This window comes from Weizmannia sp. WK01, assembly GCF_025905465.1.
Classification (GTDB): Bacteria; Bacillota; Bacilli; order Bacillales; family Bacillaceae_C; genus Weizmannia; species Weizmannia faecalis.
This window is the reverse complement of sequence record NZ_CP109616.1, coordinates 2,075,996-2,099,981: the sequence shown is the minus strand read 5'-3', so window position 1 is coordinate 2,099,981 and position 23,986 is coordinate 2,075,996. Positions and strand designations below refer to the sequence as shown.

The window sequence follows — 23,986 nt, the reverse complement described above, 5'->3', positions numbered from 1 at the left end:
GTTTTTGGTGATGCAAAGATGCAAAAAAGCGGCATGGCGCCGCTTTTTTAAGCATTAAGTAAAGGTCGGGTAGCCCGAATGGATGACGGTCATGATGGCAAACCAGCCGAAAAGGGCAAAAGAAATGATACCGAAAATAAATCCGAGGATATTTTTGTTTTTGGCCGCAGTAATGAAACCAATCAGTGACAGAATGGAGACGAGACTGAAAATAATGACTGTACCCATGACATCCCCCTTATAATGAAAAGGCATTCAATTATCTTTATTTTACAACCAGTCTGGTGATTTGTCGAGTAAATGAACAGGCATTTTTTGCGGATGAAAACATGATACAATAGGACAGGAGGGATACGAATGAAATGGAAACAATTGCCGGTCGGGCCCATTCAGACGAATTGCTATATCCTGTGGAATGACGAAAAAGACTGTTTGATTTTTGACCCCGGCGCTGAATTTCACAGACTTCATGCTTTTATCGGGGAAAATGGGCTGAAACCGCACGCGGTGCTTTTAACGCATGCCCATTTTGACCATATTGGTGCTCTTGATGCAGTGCGGGATGCGTACAAGATCCCGGCCTATGTCCATCAAAAGGAAGAGATGTGGCTTGGGGATCCCGGGCAAAACGGGTCCTATTTTTTCGGGATGGGAGAAATCAGCGCGCGCGGGGCGGAAAAGCTGATCACCGGGGAAGACATATTGAAAATCGGCGCTTTTTCGCTTCACGTGCTGGAAACACCGGGCCATTCACCGGGCAGTGTTTCGTACTGGCTGCCTGAACACAACATTGTTTTTTCAGGGGACGCCCTTTTTTCCGGCAGCATCGGACGGACTGATCTACCGGGTGGGAATCACGGCGTTTTGCTGGAAAGCATTCATACAAAATTATTGGTTTTGCATCCGGACACGATCGTGCTCCCGGGACACGGGCCGCAGACAACGATCGGGGCGGAAAAAGACTCCAACCCGTTTTTGGAGGGATAAAAAAACCGGCATGCGCTGCCGGTTTTTTTAGTGCAAGAAAAAAGCAAGCAGATTTTAAGAGGAACAGGTTATTCGCCGAAGCCGGGTGTGAGTATAAACGTGGTGTAGTACGTAAAGCCGGCGAAGAAAATCGTTAAATATGCCCCAAAGATGTACATATACATGCGTTCGGACAGTTTCAAGTAGCTGACAAGCACAAAGAAACCGGTCTGGGCCAGAAACAATAAAGCGGTTTCTTTCATGCCGCCGAGAAAAAACATGACGGCCATTACACCAGTCCAGAAACCCAGTACGCGGTACATACGATCCAAATGAACCACCCCTTCTTTTTATGTCCATCAAGTTTTATTATAAAGGAATAAAGAAGGGGTGTAAACACAACCGGTGCTTAATTCGCAACTTTAGCAACTTTCACATGATAAATGCATTCGCTGCAATCATGGAGCATCGTTTCCTGCTGGTTGATGTCGAAATCGTCAAACAGTGCCTCAAACAACCCGTGAATATAGGCGACATGCATCTCGCAAACATCCGCCGAGTGATGGATTAATTCCCGGAACGGACAGTTGTATACATGGTAATCGAGTTCGTTCTTGTCTGTTGTTTCCAGCGTTTCGATGCAATATCCGTCCACGGTGGACACGCTTGCGAGCACAGATAATTTTTCGTTAAATGTCAGCTGGTCTTTTGTTTTATTCATGTTTTTTAAGATGTTTTCGATGATCCGTTTTCCGTACTCCCGGCCGATATCTTTCAAAAGGCCTGCATCTGCCAGTTTCATTTTGTTGATTGCTTCAAGCAAAATGTTGGACAGCAATTTGTATTCACGGTGCGGGAAGGAGAGTTCTACCACTTGTTCAGAGCTTTTATACAGCCTTGCCGGGCGCCCGCCTTTCCCGGTTTTGTTCAGTTCAGATGAAATCACCTTAACATCTTCGAGCTTGGACAAATGGAGCCTTGCCACATTCGGATGAATATGAAATTCATTGGCCACTTCCTGGACGGATACTTCGCTCCGTTTCTTCAGTACAAATTGGTAAATCGAGTAGCGGGTCGGGTCAGAAAGGGCATTGATCACTTTTAATGTTGGTTCCATATGAAACACCTCTATATTTTTTATCCTATTTATATTATAAATGATAACAACGCCAAAATTTGTGACAAAAATCACACACTTTTTTGTCGCTAAGAGAAAAAATAGCGAAAAAATTTTTGTTTTAAAGCAGGAATTTTGAAAGCCGTGTCGAAATGAGAGAATATCCCAAAAAGAAAGGTGGTATGTGATGGATTATGTCAGTTGAAAAAATTGCGGAACTTTTGATCGGACAGGCGGTAAAAAACAATGTGACCGATGTCCATATCGTTCCGAAAGAAAAGCATTACCATGTCCAGTTCCGGCAGTACGGAAGGCTGTACCCCCACCGCAACCTTTCCGCGAAAGCCGGGGAAAGGCTGATATCCCATTTGAAATTTATGTCTTCCATGGATATCAGTGAAAAACGGAAACCCCAAAGCGGGTCGTTCGCCATGAATGTTTTGCAGCAGACGATCTCCTTAAGAATTTCGACGCTGCCAACCTCTCTTTCCAAAGAGAGCCTCGTTATTCGGATCTTGCCCCATGAAGAAAAATTCCAGCTCAGCCAAATTTCACTTTTTCCATCGAGCACAAAAAAATTAATGGCGCTGCTCAACCATTCGCATGGGATGCTGATTTTCAGCGGCCCGACTGGAAGCGGCAAGTCTACGACGATGTATACGCTTGTTGAGCACTGCGCAAAACGGTTTTTACGGAATGTGATTACACTGGAAGACCCTGTTGAAAAACAAAGCGACTCGTTTTTGCAGGTACAGGTGAATGAAAAAGCAGGTATTACTTACAGCACAGGGCTGAAAGCGATTTTGCGCCATGATCCGGATATTATCCTGGTGGGGGAAATCCGTGATGCCGAAACAGCAAGAATTGCGATCCGCGCATCACTCACCGGCCATCTCGTGCTGACGACATTGCATACGCGTGACGCAAAGGGCGCGATTTACAGGCTGATGGAATTTGGGGTGAGCATCCACGAAATGGAGCAGACTTTGCTCGCAGTCAGCGCACAGCGGCTGATTACATTGCGATGCCCGGTATGCGGTGGGATCCGCTGTCCGCATGATTCGCAAGATTGCCCACGCAGCCGAGAAAAGCGGCAAACCGCGGTATATGAGCTGCTGTACGGGAAAAATTTGCAGCGAGTGTTGAAAGAAGCAAAGGGGGAACAAGTCTACTATCATTATCCGACACTGAAAGAATGGCTCAGAAAGGGGATTGTGCTTGGATACATTTCTGAAGAAGAGTATCACCGCTGGATTGCCGAAGAGGAAGAAGCGGATAAGCCTCAAACTGCAGGGGCGCTTTCTTACCCGGGTCGGTGAAATGCTCGAAAACGGATTTCCAATTGCAGATGCTATCGATTTTCTCGGGCATGTGGACGGCGAACTGGATGCGCGTTCCATGAACAAACAGCTGCAAAACGGAACACCGCTCCATGACGTGCTGCTGAAACACCGGTTTGATGCCAATGCATGCATGCAAATTTATTTTGCCGGACGGCACGGGGAGATGGTTGCTGCCCTTAAAGAGGCGGGCGCCTACTTATTGAAAAAACATGAGGATGCCCTTGCCTTTTGGAAACTGATCCGTTATCCGCTCATATTGGCAGCCGCGCTGTTTATCGCCACGGCTTTTGTGAGAAACGTGCTGCTGCCGCAATTTGAACATATGTATGTCGCAATGGACTACAAACCTTCGCGAAATCTCCGGCTGTTCCTTACTATCATGGAACAGGCCCCGCATGTTATCCTGGTTTCAAGTATTTTTCTCTTCCTATTTTTCACACTCTTTTTTCTCTATTTTAAAAGAAAAAAACCGCTGATGCAGGCGGCATGGCTTTCGCGGCTGCCGGTATCCCGCTTTTACTATACCAGCTATTACAGCCAGTTTTTGGCAAGAGAATGGAGCTTTATGCTGAAAAGCGGTTTTTCCGTCTATGAAATTTTGCATGTCATGGAATCGCAAAATTTTAAGCCGCTTTGGCGCGATACTGCAAAATATTTGCGCGAAAAACTGCTTGCTGGTGAGACGTTCTCCCGGGCCCTGGCTTCTGTCCCGTTTATCGAGCCACAGCTGGTCATTTTGGTCCGCCACGGGGAGAAAAACGGGCGCCTTGATCAGGAGCTCTATTATTACAGCCAAATTAGCTTGAAAAGAATGGAAGAGAAAATCCAAAGCCTGTTCGGGCTGATTCAACCGGTTGTGTTTATTTTCATCGGTTTCTTTTTGGTCGCCATTTATTTGTCGATCATGCTGCCGATGTTCCAGATGATTGACGCGGTTTAACCGGGGAAGGCGTGCCGGATGGCGGGGCTTCAAGCCTTCCCACAAAAAAAGAAAGGAGAAATTGTCCATGTCTTTTATCAAAAATGAAAAAGGGTTTACGCTGATAGAAATGCTGATTGTTTTGCTCGTCATTACGGTTCTCTTGTTTTTGATGATTCCGAACATTTCCAAGCATACCGATGCGATCAATAATAAAGGCTGCGATGCGTTCATTGCGATGGTGCAGGGACAGGTGCAGGCGTATGAAATGGACCACAATGAATATCCGTCATCCATCAGCCAGTTAAAAGACGGCGGCTATGTATCGAAAACGAGCTGCCCGAATGGAAACGGAGTGAACATCGGGGCGGACGGGAAGGTAACGGAGGTTGCAAAGTGAAGCGGCCAAAAAACGAAGCCGGTTTTACCTTTCCGGAAATGCTCGTTGTTTTGTTGATTGTATCCGTGATCACCGCCCTTGCGTTTGCCGGTTTTAAGCCGGTGAAACATACGATCGTCAAAAAAATGTTCATCAACCAGCTTGAAAACGATTTGTACTTGGCACAAACGGACGCGATTTCTCGCCAGACGAACGTTTACGTCCAATTTTTCCGCCAGAGCAATATGTACGCTATTTTCGAAGCGAGGAAAAATGCGACGATTGTAAAAAGAAGGCTTCCGGAAGGCATCAAAATGTTCGAAAACGGCAGCTTTCATTCCTATGCAATTGGGCCGGACGGGAATGTCACCCAGTTCGGCACGCTCTATTTCCAGTCCGGCCAAGAACAAATCAAGCTGGTTACGCATATTGGAAGCGGGCGGTTTTATGTCGAAGAATGAACGGGGCTTTACTTTTCCGGAAGTCATCGCTGCGTTTGCCGTATTTTGCCTGATGGCGGCCTGCCTGTTCCCGCCGTTTCTCCATATGCTTGGTCAAATCAAAGAGGCAAAACAAGAGATGGAGGCAGCCCGTTTTTTATACGAAAAAACGGAGGAATGGATTTTTACCGGAAAAGTCGTTGAAAAAGAAAAAAAGGCGGGCGGGGCCACATGGACATTTCAAATCAAAGACAATGGCAGAAAGGCATGTGTCAAACATGAACAAAACACGACTTGCGTTTCGCTCCAGCAATGAAAAAGGCTTTACGCTGCTTGAAAGCGTGTGCGTACTGCTTCTCGTCACTTCCTTGTTCTCACTTTTTCCCCTGGCAGTGAAAACATTCGGGACAGCCGGGGAAGCATTCCGGCCGGAAGAAGATGAAGAGTGGAATCTTTTTCTCATGCAGTTGCGTAAAGAAATCCGGATAAGCACCTCGTGCCAGGCAGCCCAAAATACTTTGAAACTGAACGAGGCAGGAAGGACGGTTACGTATGAACCATACCAGAACAGTCTGCGGCGGAGAGTGGACGGTGAAGGGCATCAAATTGTGCTTCAAAATGTGCAGTCCATCCAATTTGCGGCAACAGGAAACGGGGTCAAAGTGGCCGCCGTTTATCCGAATGGCGCGGAAAGAACAGCGGAAATGACCTTTCTTTCCCGCCATGCGGTTGATCCCGGCCAATCGGAAGGCGTTGCCCGATGAACAGGCAAAAAGGGTTTATTTTGCCAGTGGTGCTGTTTTTGGCGCTTGCCGCATGCAGTATGGTCATTTCGGGAACGGACATTTATCTCGGCGAAAAGAAATATGCCGTGCTGGTGAAGGAATATTATTTGCGGAATACCATGTCGCTTTTCGCCATTAGGGAGGCGGCGCAAAAATTGGAAAAAGGCGACAAAAGCCCGGGGGAACTCCGTTTTTCAGACGGAAAGGTGTCTTACAGTATCAAACAGGACGGAGATACTGCAGTGATTTCTTTAACTGCGGAAAATGAGAGTGGTGAACCGTTTAAAAGTACGATACGATATAATCAGACAGAAAAAAAGGTGTTTCAATGGGAGGAACGATGAACAAAAGGATCTATTTGACCGGGTTTATGGGTGCCGGAAAAACGACTGTCGGCCATGCGCTCGCCTCGCTCTTGGGAAGTAGGGCGACGGACTTGGACCGCTGGATTGAAGAAGAGGAAGGAATGCCGCCCGCTGCCATTTTCGCTGTAAAAGGAGAAGCCTATTTTCGCCGGAAAGAAACAGAGATGCTGAAACGGGCCACATCGCTTGCAGGGGTGATCATGACAGGCGGGGGAATTGTCATGCGGGAAGAAAACGTCTGTCTATTAAAACGAGACGGCGTGACGGTTTTTCTGGATTGCGATCCGGAAATATTGGTTTCACGCATTCAAAATGACCCCTCAAGACCTGTTGCAGCAGGAAGGACAAAGGAGGAGATCATCTCCCTTTATAAAAAAAGGCGGCCGTTTTACCTTTCTTGTGCCGATTTGGTTATTGATACGACGGGAAAATCGGTGGCGGAAATTGTTGCGGAAATTTCCGGCCGCATAAAAACGGAAGCTTTCGGGTATACTGGCGCCTGTAAGGACGGTGGCGCCAATGTCGACAAATGATTATGTCAAATTGCTGACACAAACATGGATGCAGCATGTGAGCACGCCAAAAAGCGAGCGGCAGAAAAAGCGGAACGAGAAAAAGGAAGAGATGCCGCCTTTTGCCGAAAGATGGTTCGGTATCCTCCCTTATTTTTTCCTCTTTTTCAAAAGAAAACAGTAGAAAGCAGGCAGCCTTTTTTGCGGGCTGCCTGCTTATATAAACGCATCTTTTAAATAAAAGAGGCCACCGTTTAGGACATGAACGGTAATTTTCGGCTCATACTGTTCCTTTAGTGCCTGTTTTTCAATTTCATACGATTCCGGGCACTCTTCCATATCTTCGTAAAAATGGTCCAACAGCGCGAGATCCTGGTGCCACCGTTTTACCGCTTCTTCCGCCCAATGATGCGGCTCTTTCGCCAGGCCCTGCCGGATATAATGTTCAATCCTTTTGACGGCGCTTTTTAGCATGATGATCGGCGTCAGGGTAAAACAATAATCCGGAATTTTCGGCGCCAGCGTCCGCTGCTCCAACAAGTCCTGAAAATTTTCAGCCATTGTGCCGTGGATCAAATTCAACCCGATCGAACGGAACACATCTTTTTTTAAATCACAGCGGTACGAAATTTTAACATTCATCCCAAGCCAAGGGTAAAGCGGCACCTGTTTCTGCCCGGGATGGACGTCTTCAAACAGGCGGATATAGCGGGAAAACTGCTTTGCCGTCTCGAAAATCTGGTTCAGGCGGGGGCTTCCAAAATGGACCGGCTCTCCTTTCACCGTATCCGGTGCTTTTTCCCGGTCCGTAATGAACGTGACGGTCATCGGATTCGGGATGCCGCCTGTTTTTTCAAGATAGGACCAGTAAAACGGCCGGTTCATTAACGCTTTATCGAGTTCAATGGTTAATTGCACCGTCATCCAGCCGGGGCGGTTTTCAACCAATACAGCGCCGTTTGCTTCAAAAAAGCGTTCAAGATATTGATGTATTTCTTCCTGCAGCATCCGCATGCCCCTCCTCTTTCCGTATCGCTTCCGCAAATTCGATCATTTGGGTGAGATTTTCCATTTTGATGTTCATTTCGCCTTCTGATTGCGAGTTTTGGAAGACATCCAGCAGATGGTCTTCCAGTTTTCCGAATTCGAGCCGGGTCAGAATTTCATCGAGTTCCCCGATCACCCGCTCAAACAAATGGATTTTTTCGTACAACAGTTTCAGAATATGTTCTTCAACCGTATTTTTGGTCGCAAAGTTGTAAATATGCACGTCCTTTTCCTGGCCGAGGCGGTGGACGCGCCCGATCCTTTGCTCGAGCCGCATCGGGTTCCACGGCAGGTCAAAATTGATCATATGGTGGCAAAATTGCAGGTTGATCCCTTCACCGCCCGCTTCTGTCGCAATGAGCACCTGGGCGTGGTTTTCAAACAGCTTCCGCATCCAGTCTTTTTTGCCGCGCTTAAAGCCGCCGCGGAACGGGACGGATGAAATGCCGTGTTGTTTTAAAAACCATTGCAGGTAAAGCTGTGTTGCCCGGTATTCCGTAAAAATAATCACTTTATCATCAATGTTTTGGATCAGCTCGAGCGCTTTTTCCGCTTTTGAATTGGTTTTTACCGCTTCAATTTTCTGGATCAGCGCAGCAACGGTTTCTTCTAAAACGGGCGAGGGCTGCTCCGTTTTTTTCAGCAGGTTTTTTAAGGTTACAAAAACGGCTTCCCGGCTCGAACACGCCTCGCGCTGCAGCGTCAACAGCGAAAAGCCGGCGCGGCTGTACGATTCGCTGCCTTGCCGGATCGTTTGCAGCGCGTCATACAGTTCGCGCTCTTCTTTACTGAAGTCAATCAGCACCGTTTCAACGCGCCGTTTTGTCCATTCCACCCCGGTGTTTGTGCGCCGGTTCCGGATCATCACTTTGCTGACCAGCTCCCGCAAATGTTCGTCTTCCTTCACCTGCCTGTCCCCTTTTTTATATTTTTTGCTGAAATTCGATTCGCTGCCTAAATGGCCTGGCTTTAAAAGGGAGACAAGGTGGAAGATTTCATCGATCCGGTTTTGAATCGGTGTTGCCGTCAAAAGCAGGCAGAATTTCTTCTTTAAGCCTTGAACAAAGGCGTAATTTTTTGTATTCGGATTTTTTAACTTATGCGCCTCGTCAATAATAATCATGTCATACTGCTGCTTGTAAATGATGTCACGGTGCGGGCTTCTTTTTGCGGTGTCAATGGAAGAGACAACACAGTCATACTGCTCCCACATATAACTTTTCTTTTGCCCGACAGCGGGGATATGGAATTTGCTGTTCAGTTCCGCGACCCATTGCGATACGAGCGACGCCGGAACTAAAATGAGCACTTTTTTTGCTAGCCCGCGAATCATATATTCTTTTAAAATAAGGCCGGCTTCAATCGTTTTTCCAAGCCCGACTTCATCCGCCAAAATGGCTTTGCCGTTCATTTTTTCAACGACCTGGCGGGCAACCTCCAGCTGGTGCGCAAGCGGTTTGACATTGGCCAGATGCTTTGGCGCCTGCAATCCTTCAAATTCAGGAATGACCAGCCGTTTTTCCATTTCCACTGCAAGCTTATAAAGTTCCCATTTTCCCCACGGCCCGTCGTCCTGATAGCGTTCCATCAATCCCGTTTCCCATGAGCGGTCAAATTCAATGTTGACTTCCATGCTGCCTGCACTCCTTTTCCAATCGTCCCCGATCATCGTTTTCGATTTCTTACAGCCGCTTTTTATTTTAAAAAATTCAATTGATTTTCAGAATGGTGTCATGATACGATGAAACTGATCAAGAGTTTTTACAGGTTATACAGGGAAAAATCGTATCGAACAGCCTGCATCAGGCATTTTAACTTTAGTATGCCCGATTTTGAACTGAATATTGGCGGATGAGAATAAGAGGAGAGACTGCATTTTTTGCAGCGCCGACGGAGCAAGCGGAAACGTGAATCTCTCAGGCAAAAAGACTCTTAATTTGACGCATCTCTGGAGAGCGCTTCTTTTTTCGGGAAGCCACCAAAGGGGAAAACCGTTTTTCGGTAAACTTTCAGGTGCAAGGACAGGGAATATTTCGTGAAGCAGGCGGAATATTCCCTGTTTTTTTGCCCCCGGATCCACGTCCGGATAAAAAACAAAATGGAGGGGTACGAATGCCGGAATTAAAACGGACGCCATTATATGATGTATACCGGAAATACGGCGCAAAAACGACCGATTTCGGCGGCTGGGAACTGCCGGTGCAATTTTCGGGCATTAAAGCCGAACACGAAGCCGTCCGTACGCGGGCAGGCCTGTTTGATGTTTCGCATATGGGCGAAATCCTGGTGGAGGGGCCTCAAAGCCTTGGCTTCCTTCAAAAAATGATGACGAATGATGTGTCCAAATTGAAGCCGGGTGCTGCCCAATATACTGCCATGTGCAATGAAGCCGGCGGCACAGTCGATGATTTGCTGGTTTACCAATTGGGCGAAAACCGGTATGGGCTCGTGGTGAATGCCGCCAATACGGAAAAAGATTACAAATGGCTTGTTTCACACCGGACGGAGGATGTTTCCATAACGGACATCAGCGCATCGGTTGCCCAGCTCGCGCTCCAGGGGCCGCTTGCTACGGAAGTGATGCAGAAACTTGCGCCAGAAGCGGATGTTTTCTCCATTCCAACGTTTTCATTTATTGAAAACGCAAAGGTTGCCGGTTGTAAAGTATTGCTTTCAAGAACCGGTTACACGGGCGAAGACGGCTTTGAAATTTACTGCCGCAGTGAAGATGCGCTGAAGCTGTGGGATGAGATATTGGCGAAAGGCCGGGAAAAAGGCGTTTTGCCGTGCGGGCTCGGAGCAAGGGATACGCTCCGCTTTGAAGCCGGGCTCTGTCTTTACGGCCAGGAGCTGGCGGAAGACATTTCCCCGCTTGAAGCCGGCATCGGTTTTGCTGTAAAGCTTAAGAAGGAAGCGGATTTTATCGGGAAGCAGGCGCTCCTTGCACAGAAAGCAGAAGGCCTGAAACGGCGCCTTGCTGGGATTGAAATGATCGGTCGCGGCATTCCGCGCCACGGATACAGCGTTTATGCAGGGGATGAGCGGATTGGCACGGTGACAACCGGGACACAGTCGCCGACTTTAAAGAAAAATATCGGCCTTGCCCTTTTGCGTGTACCGTGGGACGCACCCGGCACCGAAGTAGAAGTGGACGTCCGTTCCAAAAAGATTAAAGCCGTCGTTGTCCAAACACCGTTCTATAAAAAGCCAAAAAACGGAGGAGGGGAAAAGTGATGCATCGCTACCTGCCAATGACGGAAGAAGATAAACGTGAGATGCTGGATGCGATCGGAGTCCGAAGCGTCGGGGAACTGTTTTCCGACATTCCCGAAAAAGTGCGGTTTAAAGGGGATTACCGGATCAAAAAAGCAAAATCGGAAACGGCGCTGTTAAAAGAACTGTCAGAACTTGCGGGGAAAAATGCCAATTTAAAAGAATATGCCTCTTTTTTGGGGGCGGGGGTTTACGACCACTATATTCCAACGGTCGTGGACCATGTGATCTCAAGATCCGAATTTTATACGGCCTATACACCTTACCAGCCGGAAATCTCGCAAGGGGAACTGCAGGCTATCTTTGAATTCCAGACGATGATATGCGAGCTGACCGGCATGGATGTGGCCAACTCCTCGATGTATGACGGCGGCACGTCCATGGCTGAAGCGGCCATGCTTGCGGCCGGGCAGACGAAGAGAAAGAAAGTATTGGTTTCAAAAGCTGTCCATCCGGAGTACCGGGCCGTTTTACATACTTATGCCAAGGGAAAGGGCATCACCGTGGAAGAAATACCGCTCGCAGACGGCTGCACCGATCTGGAAGCAGCTAAAAAACAAATAGACGGCGGGACAGCTGCTGTCATCGTCCAGTACCCGAACTTTTTCGGTTCGCTTGAACGGTTAAAAGAAATCGGCGAACTGGCCCATGCCGAAAAAGCTTTGTTTGTTGTATCCGCCAATCTGCTTGCCCTTGGGGTGCTTGCGCCGCCGGGGGATTTCGGCGCCGATATTACAACCGGCGATTGCCAGGTTTTCGGCATTCCAACTGCATTCGGCGGCCCGCATTGCGGCTACTTTGCTACAACGTCAAAACTAATGCGGAAAATGCCGGGGCGGCTCGTCGGCGAAACGGTCGACGAGAACGGGAAAAGGGGGTATGTGCTTACGCTCCAGGCGCGCGAACAGCATATCCGCCGCAATAAAGCGACGTCCAATATTTGCTCTAACCAGGCGCTCAATGCCCTTGCCGCATCGGTGGCGATGAGCGCCCTCGGCAAAAAAGGCGTAAAAGAAATGGCACTGGCCAATATGGCAAAAGCACAGTACGCAAAAAAGAAATTGGCGGAAAAAGGGTTTGAAATCCCGTTTTCGTCTCCTTTTTTCAATGAGTTTCCCGTGAAATTGCCAAAAAGTGTTCAAGAAGTAAATGAACATTTATTGCAGAAAAAAATCATCGGCGGCTATGATGTGGGCAAGGATTACCCGGAATTTGCCGGTTGCATGCTCATTGCCGTGACGGAATTGCGGTCAAAAGAAGAGATTGACCAATTGGCTGAAGAAATGGGGGTCGTGTGTGATGGCGAATGAAGGAATGCCGCTCATTTTTGAACGGTCCAAACAGGGGCGGATTGCGTACAGCTTGCCGGAAATAGATGTGCCGGAAGTGGACGCTTTTGACATTTTTCCGCCTGAATACGTCCGCAAACAGGATGCGGAACTGCCGGAAGTGTCGGAACTGGATTTAATGCGGCACTACACGAAGCTGTCAGAAAACAACCACGGCGTCGATTCCGGCTTTTACCCGCTCGGATCCTGCACGATGAAGTACAATCCGAAAATCAATGAAACGGTTGCGCGCTTTCCGGGATTTGCCCATATCCACCCGCTTCAGGATGAAAGCACCGTCCAGGGGGCGCTCGGGCTGATGTATGACTTGCAGGAACATTTAAAAGAGATTACCGGTATGGATGAAGTGACCTTGCAGCCTGCTGCCGGCGCCCACGGGGAATGGACCGGGCTGATGCTGATCCGTGCTTTCCACGAAGCAAACGGGGATACAAAGCGGACAAAAGTGATCATTCCCGATTCCGCCCACGGCACCAACCCGGCTTCCGCGTCCGTTGCCGGCTTCGAAACGGTCACTGTGAAGTCGAATGAAGAAGGGCTTGTCGATCTCGACGACTTAAGAAAAATTGCCGGGGAAGATACCGCGGCGCTCATGCTTACCAATCCGAATACGCTCGGGCTGTTTGAAGCGCATATCCTTGAAATTGCGGAGATCATCCATGACGCGGGCGGCAAACTGTATTATGACGGTGCCAACTTGAATGCCGTGCTTGCGAAGGCGCGCCCGGGCGATATGGGATTCGATGTTGTCCACCTGAATCTTCATAAAACGTTCACAGGCCCGCACGGCGGCGGTGGCCCGGGTTCGGGTCCGGTCGGCGTCAAAAAAGAGCTGATCCCGTTTTTGCCGGTGCCGGTTGTTGTGAAAAAAGGCGACCGTTATGTGCTGGATGAAGACCGGCCGAAATCGATCGGCAGGGTGAAGCCGTTTTACGGCAATTTCGGCATCAATGTCCGAGCCTATACGTATATCCGTTCAATGGGGCCGGACGGCTTGCGGGAAGTGACCGAGAATGCGGTGATCAATGCCAATTATATGATGCGGAAACTGGCGCCGTATTACGACCTGCCGTATGATCGCCATTGTAAGCATGAATTTGTGTTAAGCGGCAGGCGCCAGAAAAAACTCGGGGTGCGGACGTTTGATATTGCCAAGCGGCTGCTTGATTTCGGCTTCCATCCGCCAACTGTGTATTTCCCACTCAATGTGGAAGAGTGCATGATGATTGAGCCGACGGAAACAGAGTCGAAGGAAACGCTGGATGCCTTTATTGACGCGATGATCCAAATCGCAAAAGAAGCGGAGGAAAATCCGGAAATCGTCCAGGAAGCCCCGCATACAACCATTGTCAAACGCCTGGATGAAACGCGGGCGGCACGAAAACCGGTTTTGCGTTATGTGAAAAAGTAAAATAAAAAATGCCGCAGCATTGCCGCGGCATTTTTTATTTCCCTGATTTGATTTTGCCTGTCCAGTTTTTAAAGCCGCCTTTCAACTGGTAAAGGTCGCGGCAGCCGTTTTTATAAAGCATTTCAGCGGCGCGCCCGGTGCGCGTCCCGTTCTGGCAATATAAATAAACCGGTTTATCGGTCCGGATCTCTTTTAATCTCATTTTCAGCTGAGACAGCGGAATATTGCGTGCGCCTAAAATATGTCCGTTTGCAAATTCATTCGGTTCGCGCACATCAATGAGCTGCGCTTTGCGATAACCCGCCTTGAATTCTTCTTCCGTCAAGCTTTTCAGGATTTTTTTCTGCCGGTAGTATCTGGCGAGAGTATATGCTACTACCGCAACAATAACAATGATGAGTGTGTACCACGATTGTGACATCTTTCGTGCCCCCTTTCTTACCTGATGCGCTATCTACTATTATATTCGTGTTGCGCTTCTGAATCAAAATCTTTTTTTAAGAAACATGTCACCGCTATTTTTTCAGCTTTTTCCGTTTGAAAAGCCCGTAACCGTTCTGTTTTAAGCACCAGCGGAAAAACCGGCACAAACTTGAGCGGGGCTTTGCCGTTTTGCGTCGTTTTTTGGTAAACTGGTAAAGTGATATTTTAAAGAAGAGGGGTACATATGGGAAAAGAAACCTGGTTGTTTGTAGATTCAGGCCACTGTCCGCCGTTTTTTAACATGGCGCTGGATGAGGCCCTGCTTGACTGGCACAGCAAAGGGGAGATTCCGCCAGCCATCCGCTTTTACGGCTGGGATCCGGCCACCCTTTCAATCGGGTATTTCCAGCGGGCAAAACAGGAAATCGATCTCGAAGCGGTAAAACGATACGGGCTCGGTTTTGTCCGGCGACCGACAGGGGGAAGGGCTGTTTTGCACGAGCACGAGCTGACCTACAGCGTGATCGTGTCGGAAGCGCATCCGGATATGCCGAAAACGGTCACGGAAGCCTACCGCGTCATTTCAGAGGGGCTTGTCAGGGGATTTCGTGCGCTCGGCCTGGAGGCGTATTTTGCAGTGCCGCGAACGGAAGCAGAACGGGAGGCACTAAGGTCTCCGCATTCTTCGGTTTGTTTTGATACGCCGAGCTGGTACGAACTGGTCGTGGAAGGGCGAAAAGTCGCCGGCAGCGCACAGACGCGGCAGAAAGGCGTCATTTTGCAGCACGGCTCGATTTTGCTCGATATGGATGAGGACAAGCTGTTCAGCCTGTTTAAATATCCGAATGACAGAGTGAGAGAAAGGATGCAGCGGAGTTTTAAGAAAAAGGCGGTTGCAATCAATGAGCTGCGCAACGTTCCCGTCACATACGAGGAGGCAAAAGAGGCTTTCCATAAGGGGTTTGAAGAAGGGCTCGGCATCCGGCTGGAACCGTACACGCTGACGCCGGCGCAACAGGCGTATGTCGAAGAACTGGCAGACAGAAGGTACCGGTCGGATGAATGGAATTTTAAGAGATAAATGAACATTTGTTTTTTTTAGCGGCCAGAGGTATGATTTTTCGCTTTTTCCTTTAGTGCCGCGCTTTTTATGGCTGCTTTTTTGATGCAAGCGGCAAATTTTTTCGTTATGCCCGGGTTTGCCTGCTTTTTCGAGGGATTTCTCAGATTTTCGGCATGGTTTATTCTTTTTTTCATTTGACAAAAAGAAAGAGGTTTGACCTAAACACAATATATGGTATATAAAAACAAAATGTCAATACAATATCTAGTATTTTTGCTTGCAATTTTTCCCTGCGGTGTGCTATTTTAAAGGAGGCAGAACCACCAGAGAATTTGCATGGAGAAATAGAGAAGGAGTTGTCGTTATGTCTGTTGCTTCGACAGAAAAATTATGGAATGTGGAGAAGCTGAACGAAGATATCCGCTTATTTCCGCAGGTCCATCCGATTACACCGGATATGAACATTACGTACAAAGGCGTTTCAAGGCTTGTCATGATTGACAGATACGCGTTTAAAGACACGGAAAAAGTCACATTGGGCAAGGGCGATTTTGTTGTCCTCACGATTAAAGAAGACCCGAAATTTCCGGCCAGGGGGCTCGGCGTCATTAAAGGGATCGACTGGGAAAAAAATGAAGCGGAAGTCTTAATTGAAGAAGATTACCGCCAGGCGCTGGAACACCCGGATGAAAGAGAAACGGGGGTCATCAAAAGGTCGCTTGATATCATTGAAAAGCCTCTTGAAGTCTACTACGAACAAATCGCAAAACGGAATGCAACCGGCTTAGCGGCAGTGGAAAAAACAGAAGAGAAACGGAAAGAATGGTTTGAGAAGTTTTACAATGAACTGGTAAACTTAAACTTTATCCCGGCAGGCCGCGTCCTCTACGGCGCCGGCTCGGAAACGGAAGTGACTTATTTTAATTGTTATGTGATGCCGTTTGTACCGGATTCAAGGGAAGGCATTTCCGAACACCGTAAACAGGTGATGGAAATTATGAGCCGCGGCGGCGGAGTTGGGACAAACGGTTCGACGCTGCGCCCGCGCAATACGCTGGCTAGAGGGGTCAACGGCAAATCAAGCGGCTCTGTCTCATGGCTCGATGACATCGCCAAACTTACGCACCTGGTCGAACAGGGCGGCAGTCGCAGGGGAGCGCAAATGATCATGCTGGCTGTCTGGCACCCGGACATTGTCGAATTTATCATTTCGAAAATGCAGAATCCGCGGATTTTGCGTTTCCTGATCGAAAATACGAACGATGAATGGATCCGCAAGCTTGCCCACGACAAATTGAAATTCACGCCGCTCTCTGAAATGGAAAGGCAAATGTACCATGGGATTGTGAACTACAAACATATTCCGGGCCAAGGCGGCTTTACGGAAGAAGTCATGAAAGAGGCGGAAGAAAAACTGGAAACAGGCGGCCATTACACCGTTCATAATCCGGAATTTTTAACCGGCGCCAATATTTCCGTCTGCCTCACAAAAGAATTTATGGAAGCAGTTGAGCAAGACGCAGAATTCGAGCTGAAATTTCCGGATGTGGAAAATTACAGCGAAGAAGAAATGCGCATATACAATGAAGAATGGCATAAGATCGGCGATGTGCGCGAATGGGAAAAACTTGGCCGCAAAGTGCGCGTCTATCGCAAAATCAAAGCAAAAGAACTTTGGAATTTGATTAACATCTGCGCGACTTACTCGGCGGAACCAGGCGTCTTCTTTATCGACAACGCCAACGACATGACAAACGCAAAAGCATACGGCCAGAAAGTCGTCGCAACAAACCCTTGCGGAGAGCAACCCCTTGCGCCCTATTCCGTCTGCAACCTGGCAGCGGTCAATCTTGCAAAAATGGTCGACAAAGAAACGAAAGAAGTGCGCTGGGACCAATTGAAACAAACTGTCCATACCGGCGTCCGCATGCAGGACAATGTCATTGACGCGACCCCGTACTTCCTGAAAGAAAACAAAAAACAGGCGCTCGGGGAACGGCGTGTCGGCCTTGGCGTTATGGGCTTAGCCGACCTTCTCATTTATATGGAAAAAGAATACGGATCCGAAGAAGGCAATAAACTTGTCGACAAAGTGTTTGAAACGATCGCGACCGAAGCATACCGCGCATCCATTGAGATCGCAAAAGAAAAGGGGAGTTTCCCGTTTTTAACGGGTGAAAGCGAAGAAGAGACAAACCGCCTGCGCCATGCATTCACGGAAACCGGCTATATGAAAAACATGCCGGAAGACATCCGCAAGGCGATTTTAAAACACGGCATCCGGAACTCCCATTTGCTAACCGTTGCACCAACCGGATCGACCGGCACCATGGTTGGCGTTTCCACTGGGCTGGAACCGTATTTTTCCTTTTCCTATTTCCGCAGCGGGCGCCTCGGCAAATTTATCGAGGTCAATGCGGATATCGTCCAGGAGTATCTGGATAAGCACCCGGAAACGGACAAAGACCATCTGCCAAACTGGTTTGTAACCGCGATGGATCTTGCACCGGAAGCCCATGCCGATGTCCAATGCGTTATCCAGCGCTGGGTGGACAGCTCGATTTCGAAAACGGTCAACGCCCCGCGCGGCTACACGGTTGAACAGGTGGAAAAAGTGTACGAACGCCTGTATAAGGGCGGCGCGAAAGGCGGAACCGTTTATGTGGACGGGAGCCGGGATTCGCAAGTCCTGACATTGAAAGCAGAAGAACCACAGGAAGAAAAACAGGAAAAAGCGGAAGTGAAACACGCGAAACAGCATGTCGTCCTGGTTGATACCATCCCGGATATCCGGTCAACAAACGTCACATACGGCAACGAAATCGGCGATACCTGCCCGATCTGTCGGAAAGGGAAAGTTAAAGAGATCGGCGGCTGCAATACATGCGATAACTGCGGCGCACAATTAAAATGCGGCTTGTAAACGGAATAATGGAGAAAAAAACGGAGCAAAGTGATGCTCCGTTTTTTTTTTCGCTTATAAAACACCGGTTAAAAGAATCATCAGAAAAATGGTTAAAAAATTTTAATTCGAATATTGACAGCAAAAATGTCCGATGCTACTATTTATATATCAAAAACAATATATAACGTGTTAAAAACGTTATATAAATTAAAATGATAAAAAGGAGGGCGGTTGATGGACGAAACCGTTTATGATGTGACGATTATCGGCGGCGGGCCTGTTGGTTTATTTGCGGCTTTTTACGGCGGCTTGCGGCAAATGAGAGTTAAAATCATTGAAAGCATGCCGCAACTTGGCGGGCAGCTTGCCGCGCTTTACCCCGAAAAATACATTTATGATGTAGCCGGCATGCCAAAAGTGAAAGCGCAATCATTGGCCGACCGGTTAATCGAACAAGCCATGCAATTTCATCCAACGATTGTGCTGAACGAAACGGTGCAGGATGTGAAGAAAACCGGCCGCGGCACCTTTCGCATCGAAACAGGATCAGGCCTCCATTTTTCAAAAACGGTCTTGATCACAGCCGGTATCGGGGCATGCCAGCCGCGCCGGATTGAACACGAACAGGCATTGCAATACGAAAACAAAAACCTCCATTATTTTGTGAATGATATGCGCAAATTTAAGGGAGAAAATCAGTGCACCAGAAGCGATGGCGTCCGGGCTATTAACGAAAGTGGTTCCAGCCTGCCACTTGGAACAGGAAACGCAGCATTTTGCTGAAAGGCTTGCCGCGATGCCGACAAAAGCAATCGGCCTCGTGAAGCGGTATATGCAAAAAAGCTTTGAAAGCACATTGGATGAAATGCTCGAAAATGAAGCATACGCCCAGCAGATTGCAGGGCAAACAGCCGACCACAAGGAAGGGGTCCGGGCATTTTTTGAAAAAAGAAAACCGGAATACAAAGGCAATTAAACAGAAAGGATGAACATGCATGCCGATAACAAAAGAAGTAGCAGTATTTCCTGCTGAAATGAAACGGAGCGCGTATAAAATGGTCATCAACGGAGAACCGGTGGATGCTGCCGGCGGCGAAACGTTTCACGTCTATAATCCTGCAACCGGCGAAGCAATCGCCACGGTGCCGAAAGCGGATTACGCGGATGTCGACCGGGCCGTTGAGGCGGCGCGCCATGCTTTTGAACACGGAAAATGGAGGCGCTATCCGGTTGGAAAACGGGCGCGCGTCCTGAACAAAATTGCCTCCATTATGCGCAGCCGTTTTGATGCGCTTGTTGAAATGGAAATATTAAATACCGGAAAGACGATTGAAACGGCTAAGGGGCAAGTGATGCAGGCCATTGAAGATTTCGAGTTTTTCGCGGGGGCAATTGTCGGGCATCGCGGCGCTGTGAACCATGTTCCCGGCCAGTTCTTTAACTATACCCAAAAAGAACCGGTTGGGGTCGCTGCCCAGATCATTCCATGGAATTACCCGCTCATGATGGCTGCATGGAAAATTGCCCCGGCGATCGCAGCAGGATGTTCTGTTGTGGTAAAGCCGGCAAGCCTTACGCCGATTACAGCCATTTTACTAGCTGAAATCTGCCATGAGGCCGGTGTTCCGGCAGGCGTTGTGAACGTGATTACCGGGCCGGGGGCGAAAATCGGGTCTTATTTGGCGAAGCATGAAGGGGTCGATAAAATCGCCTTTACCGGAGAAACTTCCACCGGAAAAGAGATCATGGCAAACGCCTCGGAAACATTGAAAAGAGTCACGCTGGAACTTGGCGGAAAATCTCCGAATCTCGTATTTCAGGATGCGGATCTCGATGCCGCCGTCAATGGTGCCCTGTACGGCATCTTCTATAATACCGGGCAATCGTGCGAAGCGAGATCCCGTATTTTCCTGCAGGAAGACATTTACGATGCGTTTATGGAAAAATTTGTGGCCAAAACGAAAAAACTGGTGCTCGGTGATCCGTTTTCACCTGCCTCGCATATCGGGGCGATCATCAGCAAAGAGCAGCTGGAAACCATCCACCGCTATGTCGAAGAAGCAAAGCAGGCCGGCGCAACCATCGTGACAGGCGGAAAACCGGCTAAAGTGGAAGGGTTTGAAAATGGTTACTGGTATGAACCGACCATTATCACAAACGTCACCAATGACAGCAAAATTGCCCAGGAAGAAATTTTTGGGCCGGTCGTGGTGGTGATGCCTTTTAAAGAGGAGAAGGAAGCCGTAAAACTTGCAAATGCGACGAAGTACGGCCTGGCTTCAAGCATTTGGGCAAAGGACCAGGGCCTAATTAAGCGGGTCACAGACGGCATCCAGGCAGGCATTGTCATGGTCAACAGCCCGTTCTCCGCATTCCCGGGGACACCGTTCGGCGGATATAAACAATCCGGCTTCGGGCGCGAATTAAGCTTCGAATGCCTCGATTTATACAGTGAAACCAAGAGTGTACTCACTTATGCAGGGGCAAAACCTTTAAACCCGTTTCAGTTATAAGCTTCCGGTCGAATAAAGGCACTCATTGCTGCACTGGCAGTGAAACGGGTATCCGGCAGGGCAAGATGGACAAATAAGAAGCGAACGCATTCTTTCGGGATGGGTTCGCTTCTTTTAAAAATCGTCTAAAAAGATAGAAAATGTAAAGAGGAAGTGGTATGATGGCGGAAACATTGGTTGTCATTGGTTCAGGGGTAATGGGGTGCGGCATTGCTTATGCGGGCGCACTCGGCGGTTTCAAAGTCAGACTGGTAGATGTCCGGCCTGACATCTTGCATCAAGCGGAAAACAGGATTGAATCCGTCATGGAAAAAGGGCTTTCGAGGGGGAAAATCAACGGGGCAGATGCTGAAAGGATAAAGGCAAATATCGAATATACCGTTGATTTGCCGGCTGCAGCCGGTTGTGCAGATGTGATCATCGAGGCAGTGCCGGAAAAAACGGAAATAAAAAAAGAAGTGTTTGAAAAAATGGACAGGTTTGCGCCTGCCGGTTGCATCCTTGCGACCAATACATCAACGATGAGCCCGACTGAAATCGGTTCTTTTACTACCCGTCCCGCATCTGTTATTGCCATGCATTTTTTCAATCCGGTGCATAAAATGCCGCTTGTCGAGATCATCAGGGGGCTTGAAACAAGCGATGAAACGGTTCAACGGGCTGAAAAAACAGCTGAAAAAATGGGGAAAGAAACGGTGATCGTGAATGAATTTCCCGGCTTTGTTACAAGCAGAATCAGCTGTTTAGTTGGAAATGAAGCGTTCTACATGCTGCAGGAAGGGGTAGGGACAGCGGAAGAAATCGATAAAGCCGTCAAGCTCGGCTTGAATTTTCCGATGGGGCCGTTTGAATTGGCGGATTTGGTCGGTTTGGATGCAAGGCTAAACAATTTGCGCTACTTGCATGAAAAGCTTGGCGAAAAGTACCGGCCGGCGCCTTTACTGGAAAAGTATGTGAAAGCGGGCAGGCTTGGGCGGAAAACAGGCAAGGGCGTATATGATTACACAACGGTTGAAGGAGAATGAAGATGAGAGACGTCGTCATCGTTGATGCGGTCAGAACACCGATTGGGCGATATAAAGGAGCGTTAAAATCAGTAAGGCCGGACGATCTGGCGGCAACCGCCATCAAGGCGTTGCTCGGCCGCCATCCCGAAGTTCCCTGGAACGAAATCGAAGAGGTCATTCTCGGAAATGCGAACGGCGCGGGCGAAGAAAACCGGAATGTCGCAAGAATGGCTGCATTGCTCGCCGGGCTTCCGGTCGAAACCGCCGGCACAACCGTTAACCGCTTATGCGGATCGGGCCTCGATGCTGTCAATATCGCAGCCAAAGCGATCATGGTTGGTGACGGGGATATTTATATTGCCGGCGGAACGGAGAGCATGACAAGGGCGCCGTTTGTCATGGCAAAGCCGGAAAACGGCTACCCGAGGGGCAATTTGGAAATGTTTGATACAACGATCGGATGGAGATTTGTCAATGAAAAATTAAAGAAAATGTACGGGACAGACAGCATGCCGGAAACGGCGGAAAATGTCGCAAAGCAATTTCATATCAGCCGGAAAGCGCAGGATGCCTTTGCTTTTACGAGCCAAATGAGGGCGAAAGCGGCCATGGAAGCAAACCGCTTTCAAGATGAAATCGTGCCTGTCGTGTATACGAATCAAAAGGGGGAATCCGTGTCTGTCACCCAGGATGAACATCCCCGCCCCGATACTACGCCGGAAAAACTAGCAAGGCTGAAACCGCTTTTTACAGGAGGCACGGTGACGGCCGGAAATTCATCGGGCATCAATGACGGGGCGTCTGCCGTGCTATTGATGAGCGCTGAAAAAGCTGTCCAATTGGGGGTCAAACCGATGGCCCGGTTTGTCGCCAGCGCAACGGCAGGATTGGAACCAAGGATCATGGGGCTCGGCCCGGTGTACGCAACGAGAAAAGCATTAAAGCGCGCCGGATTTACTATTTCGGATATTGATCTTGTCGAGTTAAACGAAGCCTTTGCTTCCCAGTCTATTGCATGCATCCGGCAGCTGGAACTGGACAGTGAGATTGTCAATGTAAACGGAGGGGCGATTGCTTTCGGACATCCATTGGGAGCAAGCGGCGCGAGAATTTTAACAACGCTCGTCCACGAGATGCAAAAGCGAAAGGCAAAACGGGGGCTCGCTACGATGTGCATCGGGGTGGGCCAGGGGATTGCAACCGTTATCGAAAAAATTTAAAATGGGGGAAAGAGATCTTTGGCAGAGACAAGGAGTTTATAAATGGAAAAAACGTTAAATACGCGTTCGATGATTTTTACGCTTTATGGCGATTACATCCGCCATTACGGAAGCGAAATTTGGATTGGCAGTTTAATCAAATTGCTGGAAGCGTTCGGCCACCATGAACAATCTGTCCGTGCTGCCATTTCCCGCATGAGCAAACAAGGCTGGGTGGAAAGCCGCAAAGAAGGAAACAACAGTTACTATTCTTTGACTGAACGCGGTGTAAAACGGATGAATGAGGCTGCCGGGCGGATTTTTAAACTGAACCCGGGCAAATGGGACGGCAAATGGCGGTTTTTTCTGTATACGATACCCGAAAAAAAGCGGAACATCAGGGATGAACTGAGAAAAGAACTGATGTGGAGCGGCTTCGGCCTCCTGTTAAACAGTGTCTGGCTTACGCCGAATGATTTGCTGGATGAAATGAAAGGAATCATCGACAAGTACGGGATCAATGAATATGTCAAAATCTTCACTGCCGAAAATGTATGGGGCAAATCCGATAAAGAACTTGTACAGGAATTATGGGATATTGATTATATGAACGACCGGTATGAAGATTTTATGGCCCATTACCGGGAAAAATATGAAAGCGTCAAAGAAAAGATGAAAAGAGGGGAAATGACGAATCAGGACTGCTTTGTCGAACGGACGATGCTTGTCCATAATTACCGGAAACTATTGTTTGTGGATCCCGGTTTGCCGGAAGAACTGCTGCCGGAAAAATGGAAGGGGGAGGAAGCAGCCGCGCTTTTCCGGGACTATTACCGAATCCTTGCCAAACCGGCAAATGATTTTTTCGAAGACATTTTTTCTGAAGGATACGACACTTTTCAGAAAAGCAAACATTATGATGTGTTTGACCATCCGCTTATAACTGAAAAAGCATGATCATTCGGGCGCA

26 protein-coding genes, 1 pseudogene and 1 riboswitch are annotated in these 23,986 nt (G+C 48.5%); of the genes and pseudogenes, 21 read left to right on the top strand and 6 right to left on the bottom strand.

Annotated features, from left to right (window positions below; genetic code table 11):
- Positions 1–54: 54 nt before the first annotated feature.
- Positions 55–228 carry a DUF2759 domain-containing protein gene (locus OF158_RS10000; RefSeq protein WP_014098017.1) on the bottom strand — a complete coding sequence of 58 codons (174 nt, stop codon included), beginning with the start codon at positions 226–228 and terminating at the stop codon, positions 55–57.
- A gap of 129 nt (positions 229–357) precedes the next feature.
- Here OF158_RS10000 and OF158_RS09995 point away from each other — a divergent pair, with 129 nt between their 5' ends.
- Positions 358–987, top strand: coding sequence for an MBL fold metallo-hydrolase (locus OF158_RS09995; protein WP_014098018.1), 630 nt, complete (start codon positions 358–360; stop codon positions 985–987).
- 68 nt (positions 988–1,055) lie between these two features.
- On the opposite strand, the gene OF158_RS09990 is transcribed toward OF158_RS09995, so the two are convergent.
- Both OF158_RS09990 and OF158_RS09985 read right to left on the bottom strand, forming a co-directional pair.
- Positions 1,056–1,298, bottom strand: coding sequence for a DUF2626 domain-containing protein (locus tag OF158_RS09990; protein ID WP_014098019.1), 243 nt, complete (start codon positions 1,296–1,298; stop codon positions 1,056–1,058).
- A 77-nt stretch (positions 1,299–1,375) separates the two neighbouring features.
- The gene (locus tag OF158_RS09985; RefSeq protein WP_014098020.1) at positions 1,376–2,083 is read right to left on the bottom strand and encodes a helix-turn-helix transcriptional regulator; all 708 of its coding nucleotides are present in this window, start codon (positions 2,081–2,083) and stop codon (positions 1,376–1,378) included.
- A gap of 194 nt (positions 2,084–2,277) precedes the next feature.
- Here OF158_RS09985 and comGA point away from each other — a divergent pair, with 194 nt between their 5' ends.
- The 9 genes from comGA (at position 2,278) to OF158_RS09940 (ending at position 7,010) form a co-directional block, all read left to right on the top strand.
- A complete protein-coding gene (comGA, locus tag OF158_RS09980) occupies positions 2,278–3,402 on the top strand; it encodes a competence type IV pilus ATPase ComGA (RefSeq protein ID WP_014098021.1) in 1,125 nt (374 codons plus the stop codon).
- A complete protein-coding gene (gene comGB, locus OF158_RS09975) occupies positions 3,302–4,366 on the top strand; it encodes a competence type IV pilus assembly protein ComGB (protein WP_225620892.1) in 1,065 nt (354 codons plus the stop codon). Before comGA ends, comGB begins: the two co-directional genes overlap by 101 nt.
- A gap of 67 nt (positions 4,367–4,433) precedes the next feature.
- Positions 4,434–4,745 (top strand): competence type IV pilus major pilin ComGC, encoded by a 312-nt coding sequence (gene comGC / locus OF158_RS09970; RefSeq protein ID WP_013859645.1) that lies wholly within the window; start codon positions 4,434–4,436, stop codon positions 4,743–4,745.
- Positions 4,742–5,185, top strand: coding sequence for a competence type IV pilus minor pilin ComGD (gene comGD / locus OF158_RS09965; protein ID WP_019720594.1), 444 nt, complete (start codon positions 4,742–4,744; stop codon positions 5,183–5,185). The genes comGC and comGD overlap by 4 nt, the downstream gene beginning before the upstream one ends.
- Positions 5,172–5,480 carry a type II secretion system protein gene (locus tag OF158_RS09960; RefSeq protein WP_035184587.1) on the top strand — a complete coding sequence of 103 codons (309 nt, stop codon included), beginning with the start codon at positions 5,172–5,174 and terminating at the stop codon, positions 5,478–5,480. Before comGD ends, OF158_RS09960 begins: the two co-directional genes overlap by 14 nt.
- Positions 5,443–5,928, top strand: a complete 486-nt coding sequence (gene comGF / locus OF158_RS09955) for a competence type IV pilus minor pilin ComGF (protein ID WP_035184588.1) — start codon at positions 5,443–5,445, stop codon at positions 5,926–5,928. The genes OF158_RS09960 and comGF overlap by 38 nt, the downstream gene beginning before the upstream one ends.
- Entirely contained in the window at positions 5,925–6,293 is a 369-nt protein-coding gene (comGG, locus tag OF158_RS09950; protein ID WP_014098027.1) for a competence type IV pilus minor pilin ComGG, read from the top strand. The genes comGF and comGG overlap by 4 nt, the downstream gene beginning before the upstream one ends.
- On the top strand, positions 6,290–6,847 hold the full coding sequence (locus OF158_RS09945; protein ID WP_014098028.1) for a shikimate kinase: 558 nt from the start codon (positions 6,290–6,292) through the stop codon (positions 6,845–6,847). The genes comGG and OF158_RS09945 overlap by 4 nt, the downstream gene beginning before the upstream one ends.
- A complete protein-coding gene (locus OF158_RS09940; RefSeq protein WP_014098029.1) occupies positions 6,834–7,010 on the top strand; it encodes a YqzE family protein in 177 nt (58 codons plus the stop codon). Before OF158_RS09945 ends, OF158_RS09940 begins: the two co-directional genes overlap by 14 nt.
- Before the next feature lie 32 nt (positions 7,011–7,042).
- Here OF158_RS09940 and OF158_RS09935 read toward each other — a convergent pair whose 3' ends face one another.
- Positions 7,043–7,834, bottom strand: coding sequence for a YqhG family protein (locus tag OF158_RS09935; protein WP_014098030.1), 792 nt, complete (start codon positions 7,832–7,834; stop codon positions 7,043–7,045).
- Positions 7,803–9,506, bottom strand: a complete 1,704-nt coding sequence (locus tag OF158_RS09930; protein ID WP_035184590.1) for a DEAD/DEAH box helicase — start codon at positions 9,504–9,506, stop codon at positions 7,803–7,805. Before OF158_RS09930 ends, OF158_RS09935 begins: the two co-directional genes overlap by 32 nt.
- Positions 9,507–9,724: 218 nt before the next feature.
- A riboswitch (glycine riboswitch) is annotated at positions 9,725–9,815 on the top strand.
- Positions 9,816–9,985: 170 nt separating this feature from the next.
- On the opposite strand from OF158_RS09930, the gene gcvT reads away from it, so the two are divergent.
- Genes gcvT through gcvPB form a run of 3 tightly spaced genes read left to right on the top strand, consistent with a single transcriptional unit; the run spans position 9,986 to position 13,906 of the window.
- Positions 9,986–11,107, top strand: coding sequence for a glycine cleavage system aminomethyltransferase GcvT (gene gcvT, locus OF158_RS09925; RefSeq protein WP_035184591.1), 1,122 nt, complete (start codon positions 9,986–9,988; stop codon positions 11,105–11,107).
- Entirely contained in the window at positions 11,104–12,456 is a 1,353-nt protein-coding gene (gene gcvPA / locus OF158_RS09920; RefSeq protein WP_035184594.1) for an aminomethyl-transferring glycine dehydrogenase subunit GcvPA, read from the top strand. Before gcvT ends, gcvPA begins: the two co-directional genes overlap by 4 nt.
- Positions 12,446–13,906, top strand: coding sequence for an aminomethyl-transferring glycine dehydrogenase subunit GcvPB (gcvPB, locus tag OF158_RS09915; protein WP_035184596.1), 1,461 nt, complete (start codon positions 12,446–12,448; stop codon positions 13,904–13,906). Before gcvPA ends, gcvPB begins: the two co-directional genes overlap by 11 nt.
- 34 nt (positions 13,907–13,940) lie before the next feature.
- Here gcvPB and OF158_RS09910 read toward each other — a convergent pair whose 3' ends face one another.
- Complete coding sequence (locus OF158_RS09910; protein ID WP_014098035.1) at positions 13,941–14,327, bottom strand: rhodanese-like domain-containing protein; 387 nt, start codon at positions 14,325–14,327, stop codon at positions 13,941–13,943.
- Positions 14,328–14,573: 246 nt separating this feature from the next.
- Between OF158_RS09910 and OF158_RS09905 the strand changes: the two genes are divergently transcribed.
- The 8 genes and pseudogenes from OF158_RS09905 to paaX all read left to right on the top strand — a co-directional run bounded on the left by OF158_RS09905 (position 14,574) and on the right by paaX (position 23,973).
- Complete coding sequence (locus tag OF158_RS09905) at positions 14,574–15,410, top strand: lipoate--protein ligase family protein (RefSeq protein ID WP_017550530.1); 837 nt, start codon at positions 14,574–14,576, stop codon at positions 15,408–15,410.
- A 346-nt stretch (positions 15,411–15,756) separates the two neighbouring features.
- Positions 15,757–18,315, top strand: a complete 2,559-nt coding sequence (locus OF158_RS09900) for a vitamin B12-dependent ribonucleotide reductase (protein WP_017550528.1) — start codon at positions 15,757–15,759, stop codon at positions 18,313–18,315.
- Between the two features lie 216 nt (positions 18,316–18,531).
- Positions 18,532–18,990, top strand: a pseudogene (locus tag OF158_RS09895) (NAD(P)/FAD-dependent oxidoreductase); the annotation flags it as partial.
- Positions 18,965–19,273, top strand: coding sequence for an enoyl-CoA hydratase-related protein (locus OF158_RS09890; protein ID WP_071646882.1), 309 nt, complete (start codon positions 18,965–18,967; stop codon positions 19,271–19,273). The pseudogene OF158_RS09895 and the gene OF158_RS09890, both read left to right, overlap by 26 nt.
- 19 nt (positions 19,274–19,292) lie before the next feature.
- A complete protein-coding gene (locus tag OF158_RS09885) occupies positions 19,293–20,810 on the top strand; it encodes an aldehyde dehydrogenase family protein (protein ID WP_035184602.1) in 1,518 nt (505 codons plus the stop codon).
- A gap of 161 nt (positions 20,811–20,971) precedes the next feature.
- On the top strand, positions 20,972–21,835 hold the full coding sequence (locus tag OF158_RS09880; protein WP_026104521.1) for a 3-hydroxyacyl-CoA dehydrogenase: 864 nt from the start codon (positions 20,972–20,974) through the stop codon (positions 21,833–21,835).
- Between the two features lie 2 nt (positions 21,836–21,837).
- The gene (locus OF158_RS09875) at positions 21,838–23,037 is read left to right on the top strand and encodes an acetyl-CoA C-acyltransferase (protein ID WP_017550522.1); all 1,200 of its coding nucleotides are present in this window, start codon (positions 21,838–21,840) and stop codon (positions 23,035–23,037) included.
- A gap of 42 nt (positions 23,038–23,079) precedes the next feature.
- Positions 23,080–23,973, top strand: coding sequence for a phenylacetic acid degradation operon negative regulatory protein PaaX (paaX, locus tag OF158_RS09870; protein WP_017550521.1), 894 nt, complete (start codon positions 23,080–23,082; stop codon positions 23,971–23,973).
- The last annotated feature ends 13 nt before the right edge of the window (positions 23,974–23,986 follow it).